Genomic DNA, 7400 nt, shown 5'->3' with positions numbered 1-7400 from the left:
GCCAGGCAGCCAGGATGCCGCCGCCGAGTGCGGCGAAATTGGCGATGATGGTCAGGCACGGCAAGGCGATGACCAGCGCCACAAGGCGCGGAAAGACCAGGACGCCGATCGGGTTAAGTCCGATGACCTTCAGCGCGTCGACCTCCTCGCGCATCTTCATCGAGCCGATCTCGGCGGTGATCGCGCTGCCGGAGCGGCCGGCGATCATGATCGCCGTCATCAGCACGCCGAGTTCGCGCAGGATCAGCACGCCGACGAGGTCGACGACGAAGATATCGGCGCCGAAATAGCTGAGCTGATAGGCGCCCTGCTGGGCAACGATGGCGCCGACGATCGCCGACATCAGCACCACCACCGGAATGGCGCCGACGCCCATACGGTCGATCTGGTTGAAAATCGCCGCCGGGTTGACGGCATGGCCACGGCCGAGCTTCATCTGCGCGCCACGGATGGTGGCGCCGAGGATGTTCATCGACGCGAGAAAATCGTCGCGCATCTCGTAGACCCGGCGGCCAACCGCCTCCAGCGCGCGAATGACGATGTTGGGCGGTCGCACCGGGCCGGATTCGGGTTCGCGCCGCACGGCCTCGCCGACAGCTTCGAGCAGGATCGAAGCGATCTCGCTCTGGCCTTGCATCTGGATTTCGACACCCTTCTTCTCGAAGGCGCTGACCAGCCGGTCGATCAGCCAGGCGCCGGCAGTGTCCATCTTCTCGATCTTGGAAACATCGAGCGCCAAGGTTTTGAAGCCGCTTCGCTTTTCGATCTTGCGCATGTCGGCGTCGACGAGTGCAACGGTCCGTGTCGTCCAGATTCCGGAGAAAGCGCAGCCAAGAACGCCGTCCTCCTCGCCGATCGCCACGCGCGGTTCGTGGTCAGCCTCCCCTGCGGTCGTGCCGCTTGCGTCGCGCTTGCCGATGGTCAACATGGCGTCCTGTTTAGCCTGACGGGTCTGACCTGTCGATTTGCCGACAACGCTTGTCGCACAGCAGGAGCAGAAAAATATGGCGCGTGTCATTTCGGTCGAGGCCGAGCGTTTTCCCATCGCCGGAACCTTCACCATTTCGCGCGGTTCCAAGACCGAAGCCGAAGTGATCTCCTGCACGATCAGCGACGGCGGCCATTTCGGCCGCGGCGAATGCGTCCCCTACAAGCGCTATGGCGAGACGATTGAGGGCGTGCGCGAGGCGATCGACGCCATGCGCGGCCGGATCGCCGATGGCATCAGCCGCAGCGCCTTGCTCGATGCCATGCCGGCCGGAGCCGCCCGCAACGCCATAGACTGCGCCCTATGGGATCTGGAGGCGAAGCTCAGCGGAACATCGGTGGCGGTTGCGATAGGCGCTGTTCCCTTGCAGGCGCTCGAAACCGCCTACACGCTGTCGCTGGGCGAGCCGGAGGCGATGGCGGCGCAGGCCCGCGCCAATGCCGCGAGGCCGCTGCTCAAGGTCAAGATCGGCGGCGACAACGACATTGCCCGCATCCGCGCGGTCAGGCAGGCAGCGCCAGACAGCCGCATCATCCTCGACGCCAATGAGGGCTGGAGCGACGACAACATCGTTGCGAACCTCGCCTTTGCCGCCGAACAAAGCATCGCGCTGATCGAACAGCCGCTGCCGGCCGGTCATGACGAGATCCTGCGCCATATCGCGCATCCGGTGCCGATCTGCGCCGATGAAAGCGTGCACGAGGCTAAGAATCTCGAAGCGCTTGTCGGTCTCTACGATGCCGTCAACATCAAGCTCGACAAGTCGGGCGGGCTGACTGCGGCACTGGTGCTGCGCGATCGCGCCCGCGAACTCGGTTTCGGCGTGATGGTCGGCTGCATGGTCGGCACCTCATTGGCGATGGCGCCAGCGGTGCTGCTTGCCCAGCATGCCGATTTCGTCGACCTCGACGGTCCGCTGCTGCTTGCCCGCGACCGGGTACCGGGCCTTGTCTACCAGGGATCGCTGGTGTCACCGCCCGATACGGCGCTCTGGGGCTGAGCGCGCAGCAAGGCCGATCAGCGCCAGTCCGATCAACGCAATCGGGATCATGGCAAAGAAGCCGTCGACACCGAGACGGTCGTAGAGCGGGCCGGACGCCAGCGTCACCACCGCCATGAAGAAGCCGTTGGAGAAATAGGCGATGCCTTGCGCGGCACCTGTCCGCTCCTCGGAGATCGTTTCGCCGATCATCTTCTGCAGCCCGATCAGCCCCAGCGCCACCGAGACCGAGTGCAGCGACTGGACAGCGAAGAAGCCGGGAATGCCGAGGCCGAGCGGCCAGACCAGCGGAAAGGCGATCCAGCGCACGATGGAGCCGATTCCGGCCATCACCATGACCGACACGACGGAGAACCGGTCGAAAAAGCGGGTGAACATCATGAACATGCAGACTTCCGACACCACGCCCCAAGCCCATAAGAGACCGACTACCGAATCACCGAGGCCGATCGACTTCCAGTAGATGGAGACGAAACCGTAGAGGAATGCGTGGCTGGCGGTGATGACGCCGACGCCCATGGAGAAATACAGGAAATACGGGTTGAGAAGCTTCGGCGCTGAATGCTGGATGTCGGTGGCCGACAGCGGCGAGGCGCGCCGCGGACGGCCAAGGCGCGGCGCCAGCAGGCCAGCGGCAAGGGCGGCGGCAAACGCCACCAGAATGATAACCGGAACGGCTTGTGAACCGGTTACCGACAGAATGAAGCCGCCGGCGATATTGGCGAACAAATAGGAAATCGAGCCCCATTTACGCATGCTTGTGTAGTTCGAACCGAAGCGGCGGACACCAGAAAGAGCCAGCGAATCGGCGATCGGCGAATGCGGCGTCCAGACGATGGTCAGCGCCAGCGAGACCGCCAGCACCATCGCATAGGTGGGTGTCAGGAAATAACCTGCCGACAAAAGCAGCGACGCAGCCATCAGCGCGACATAGACGTCGGCGCGGTCCCTGGCACGGTCGGCCAGCGCGGTCAGCAGCGGCGTCGTCACCACGCGCAGGAACATCGGCGCCGCCAGAATGACCGCGATCTGCTCGGCATGAAAACCCTTGGCCTGCAACCACAGCGGAAAATACGGCAAGTGCGTTCCGAGCGGCACGAAAAGCGTCGCGAAGATGAGGCTCATGCGCAGTTCGAAATGGCGCGGCTTGACGAGTTGTTCGGGCGAGAGCTGCGGCAGGGACATGAATCGATCCAATCGCGCTGTATTCGACCGGAGGGCAACGCGTATCGATCCCTTAACATGGACGAAAACCGGACGAAACCGGTTGGACTAATTGATTGATTCCGAAGCCCGAAAGGACTTCGGACTAGGCCGCCTGCCCTACCCGGTCCTCGATGAGCAGCGGGATAAAGGGCTCGTCCGGCGCCTCGGGCAGCACCTGCGCCCAGGTCAGGATTTCCATGCGGCCGTCAAAATGCTCGACCACAGCCGTACAACTTTCCACCCAGTCGCCGGTGTTGATGTACTGGACATCGCCAAAATTTTCGATGACGGCATGATGGATGTGGCCGCAGATGACGCCATCGACATGCGAACGGCGCGCCTCGTCGGCAAGCATGGTCTGGAACGAGCCGATGAAGTTCACCGCCTTCTTGACGTTGTGCTTGGCCCAGGACGAAAACGACCAATAAGGCAGGCCGAGCAGTTGGCGCAGCCGCGTCACCACGCGGTTGACCAGCATGGCCGCGTCATAGGCGTGGTCACCGAGATAGGCGAGCCAGCGCGCATTGTGGACCACGGTGTCGAACTGGTCGCCATGGATGACGAGCAGCCGCTTGCCGTCGGCGGTCTCGTGGATGGCGCGATCGGCAACGACGATGCCGCCGAAATGCACGCCCTGGAACTGGCGGGCGAACTCGTCATGGTTGCCGGCGATGTAGGTGATGGTGGCGCCCTTGCGCGCCTTGCGCAGCAGTTTCTGCACGACGTCGTTGTGGCTTTGCGGCCAATGCCAGCTCCGCCGCAGCCGCCAGCCATCAACGATGTCACCCACCAGATAGATGATATCGGCATCGTGATATCGAAGGAAATCGATCAGGAACTCGGCCTTGGCCGCCTTCGAGCCCAGATGGACGTCGGAAATGAACATGCTGCGGAAAGTGCGGGGCTCTTGGCCGGACATCGCGATTTCACCGTTGCTTTCGCGAGCCTATGCCCCGATTCATGCAACAACCGTATGACGGTTGCGATTGGTCCAGCCGAAGGACTAGCTTGCCGGCCAAATCACAGGAGAAATCGTCATGGATCTCGGTATCCGCGGAAAGAAGGCCATCGTCTGCGCTTCGAGCAAGGGACTTGGGCGCGGTTGCGCCATGGCGCTGGCGGAAGCCGGCTGCGACATTGTCGTCAACGGACGCAATGCGGAGCTGGTGGCGAAAACCGCCGCTGAGTTGCGCGAGCGCTATGGCGTCACGGTGACGGAAGTCGTCGGCGACGTCTCGAAGCCGGAGGTGCAGAAGGCGCTGCTCGTGGCTTGCCCCGAGCCGGACATCCTGGTCAACAACAATGGCGGACCGCCGCTTCGCGACTTCCGCACGCTCGATCGCGAAAAGATCCTCGAAGGCGTTACCCAGAACATGGTGACTCCGATCGAGCTCGTGCAGGCCGTGCTGGACGGCATGGCGGCGCGCGGCTTCGGTCGCATCGTCAACATCACCTCGCTGTCGGTCTATGTGCCCATTCCCGGCCTCGACCTGTCGTCCGGCGCGCGTGCCGGCCTGACCTCGTTCCTTGCCGGCGTGGCCAGAACGGTTGTCGACCGCAACGTCACCATCAACAGCCTTCTGCCGGGCAAGCTCGACACCGACCGGCTGCGCGGCCCGCATGAGGCCGGCACAGTCGAAAGCCCTGAGGCCGCAGCCGCGCGCAAGACCCGCATCAGCGCCGATGTTCCGGCCAAGCGGCTCGGCACGCCGGAGGAGTTCGGCCAGATCTGCGCCTTCCTGTGCTCGGTCCATGCCGGCTATCTGACCGGGCAGAACATACCGGTCGATGGTGGTCTTTACGTCAGCGCCTTTTGATCAACTTATCCGTGAAACGGTCGGAGCCGTCCGTCAGAAAATCGTCATAAGTATTTGATTATTCGAGGTCTTCTACGCGCCGCCGGGTATTGCCGCCGGCGCGTCAATTAGCGTCGCGAAAAGCCACGGCTGCATGCTAAAAGGGAATCTCCAGGCAGATTTCGAGGGAGTGGCCGCATGGAAGGCGAGAGCAAAAAGACGGCACGTTCGGACCTCGACGAAGCCGCCCTCTACTTCCACAAGCACCCAAGGCCGGGAAAGCTCGAGATACAGGCGACCAAGCCGCTCGGCAATCAGCGCGACCTCGCGCTCGCCTATTCCCCCGGCGTCGCCGCCCCCTGCCTGGAAATCCGCGACGATCCGGCGACCGCCGCCGACTACACCGCACGCGCCAATCTGGTCGGTGTCGTCACAAACGGATCGGCCGTGCTCGGCCTCGGCAATATCGGCCCGCTGGCCTCCAAACCGGTCATGGAAGGCAAGGCCGTCCTGTTCAAGAAGTTCGCCGGCATCGATGTCTTCGACATAGAGATCGACGCGCCCGCTATCGAGCGCATGGTCGAGACGATCTCGGCCCTCGAGCCGACTTTCGGCGGCATCAATCTCGAGGACATCAAGGCGCCGGAATGCTTCGAGGTCGAGGAACAGCTGAAGGCCCGCATGGGCATACCGGTGTTCCACGACGACCAGCACGGCACAGCCATCATCGTCGCTGCCGCCGTGCTCAACGGGCTGGAGTTCGCCGGCAAGACCATATCGGACATCAAGATCGTCACCTCCGGCGCCGGGGCTGCCGCCCTTGCCTGCCTCAACTTGCTGGTCTCGCTCGGCGCCAAGGTCGAAAACATCTGGGTCACCGACCGTTTCGGCGTCGCCTACAAGGGCCGCACCGATGAGATGGATCGCTGGAAAGACCCCTATGTGAAGGACACCGAGGCGCGCACGCTGGCCGACGTCATTTCGGGCGCCGACGTCTTCCTCGGCCTGTCGGCGGCAGGCGTACTGAAGCCGGAACTGCTCCAGCACATGGCGCCGAAGCCGCTGATCCTGGCGCTGGCCAACCCCAATCCGGAGATCATGCCGGAAATAGCGCGTGCAGCGCGTCCGGATGCGATGATCTGCACCGGCCGGTCCGATTTTCCCAATCAGGTCAATAACGTACTGTGTTTTCCTTACATTTTTCGCGGTGCGCTCGACTGCGGCGCCAGCGCCATCAATGAGGAGATGAAGATGGCGGCGGTGCGGGCAATCGCAGCGCTCGCACGCGAGGAACCTTCGGACGTCGCGGCCCGCGCCTATTCCGGCGAGACGCCGATCTTCGGCCCTGAATTCCTGATCCCTTCGCCCTTCGATCCGCGGCTGATCCTGCGCATAGCGCCCGCGGTCGCCAAGGCAGCCTGCGACACCGGCGTCGCGACGCGGCCGATCACCGACTTTGCTGCCTATATCGACAAGCTGAACCGCTTCGTCTTCCGCTCCGGCCTGGTGATGAAGCCGGTGTTCTCGTCCGCCAAGGCATCGAGCGCCAAGCGCGTCATCTATGCCGACGGCGAGGATGAGCGCGTGCTGCGGGCTGCCCAGGTGGTGCTCGAGGAAGGCATCGCCGAGCCGATCCTGATCGGCCGCCCGCACGTCATCGAAGTGCGCCTGAAGCGCTACGGCCTGCGCATCAAGCCCGGGGTCGATTTCGGCCTCATCAACCCGGAAGACGATCCGCGCTACCGCCACTATGTCGACCTTTTGATCGAACTCGCCGGCCGGCGTGGCGTGACGACGGAGGCCGCGCGCACCATGGTGCGCACCGACAACACGGTGATCGCAGCACTTGCGCTGAAACGCGGCGATGCCGACGCCATGGTCTGCGGCCTCGAAGGTCGGTTCGAGCGGCATCTGCGCAACGTCACCTTGATCATCGGCCCCCGCGCCGGCATCAAGGACCACGACCTGTCGACGCTTTCAATGCTGATCTCGCAGCGCGGCATCATCTTTCTGACCGACACCCACGTCTCCGTCGACCCGACGGCGGAAGAAATCGCCGAGATGACGGTGCTGGCGGCGGAAGAAATCCAGCGCTTCGGCATCGAGCCGAAGGCAGCACTCTTGTCGCATTCCGATTTCGGCTCGCGCGATTCGCCCAGCGCCCTGAAGATGCGGCAAGCAGCGGCGATCCTGGCGCGCATCGCGCCTGACCTTGAATGCGATGGCGAGATGCATGCGGACACTGCTCTGTCGGAGCACCTGCGCCAGCGCGTCTATCCCCATTCGAGACTGAAGGGCGAAGCCAATTTGCTGGTGTTCCCCAACCTCGATTCGGCCAACATCACGCTGACGGCGCTCAGAACCATGACGGATGCGCTGCATGTCGGGCCGATCCTGCTCGGCACCGACA

Annotated in this window: 6 protein-coding genes; 3 read left to right on the top strand and 3 right to left on the bottom strand. The window is 63.4% G+C overall.

Annotated elements, in window-relative coordinates; all coding sequences use genetic code 11:
* On the bottom strand, nt 1–928 hold a 928-nt coding region (locus tag EN932_RS24415; protein ID WP_164890602.1), incomplete at its 3' end, for an ABC transporter permease.
* 76 nt (nt 929–1004) lie between these two features.
* On the opposite strand from EN932_RS24415, the gene dgcA reads away from it, so the two are divergent.
* Nucleotides 1005–1988, top strand: coding sequence for an N-acetyl-D-Glu racemase DgcA (gene dgcA, locus EN932_RS24410; protein WP_027161492.1), 984 nt, complete (start codon nt 1005–1007; stop codon nt 1986–1988).
* Here dgcA and EN932_RS24405 read toward each other — a convergent pair.
* Entirely contained in the window at nt 1959–3173 is a 1215-nt protein-coding gene (locus EN932_RS24405) for an MFS transporter (RefSeq protein ID WP_027161491.1), read from the bottom strand. The genes dgcA and EN932_RS24405 overlap by 30 nt on opposite strands.
* A gap of 124 nt (nt 3174–3297) precedes the next feature.
* Entirely contained in the window at nt 3298–4113 is an 816-nt protein-coding gene (locus EN932_RS24400) for a UDP-2,3-diacylglucosamine diphosphatase (protein ID WP_027161490.1), read from the bottom strand.
* Between the two features lie 118 nt (nt 4114–4231).
* On the opposite strand from EN932_RS24400, the gene EN932_RS24395 reads away from it, so the two are divergent.
* Both EN932_RS24395 and EN932_RS24390 read left to right on the top strand, forming a co-directional pair.
* Entirely contained in the window at nt 4232–5011 is a 780-nt protein-coding gene (locus tag EN932_RS24395; RefSeq protein ID WP_027161489.1) for an SDR family oxidoreductase, read from the top strand.
* A gap of 177 nt (nt 5012–5188) precedes the next feature.
* The coding region (locus EN932_RS24390) for an NADP-dependent malic enzyme (protein WP_164890601.1) at nt 5189–7400 on the top strand (2212 nt) is incomplete at its 3' end.

Source organism: Mesorhizobium sp. M7A.F.Ca.US.002.01.1.1, from assembly GCF_004022955.1.
Lineage (GTDB): Bacteria > Pseudomonadota > Alphaproteobacteria > Rhizobiales > Rhizobiaceae > Mesorhizobium > Mesorhizobium ciceri.
This window is presented reverse-complemented; position numbering and strand designations above follow the sequence as displayed.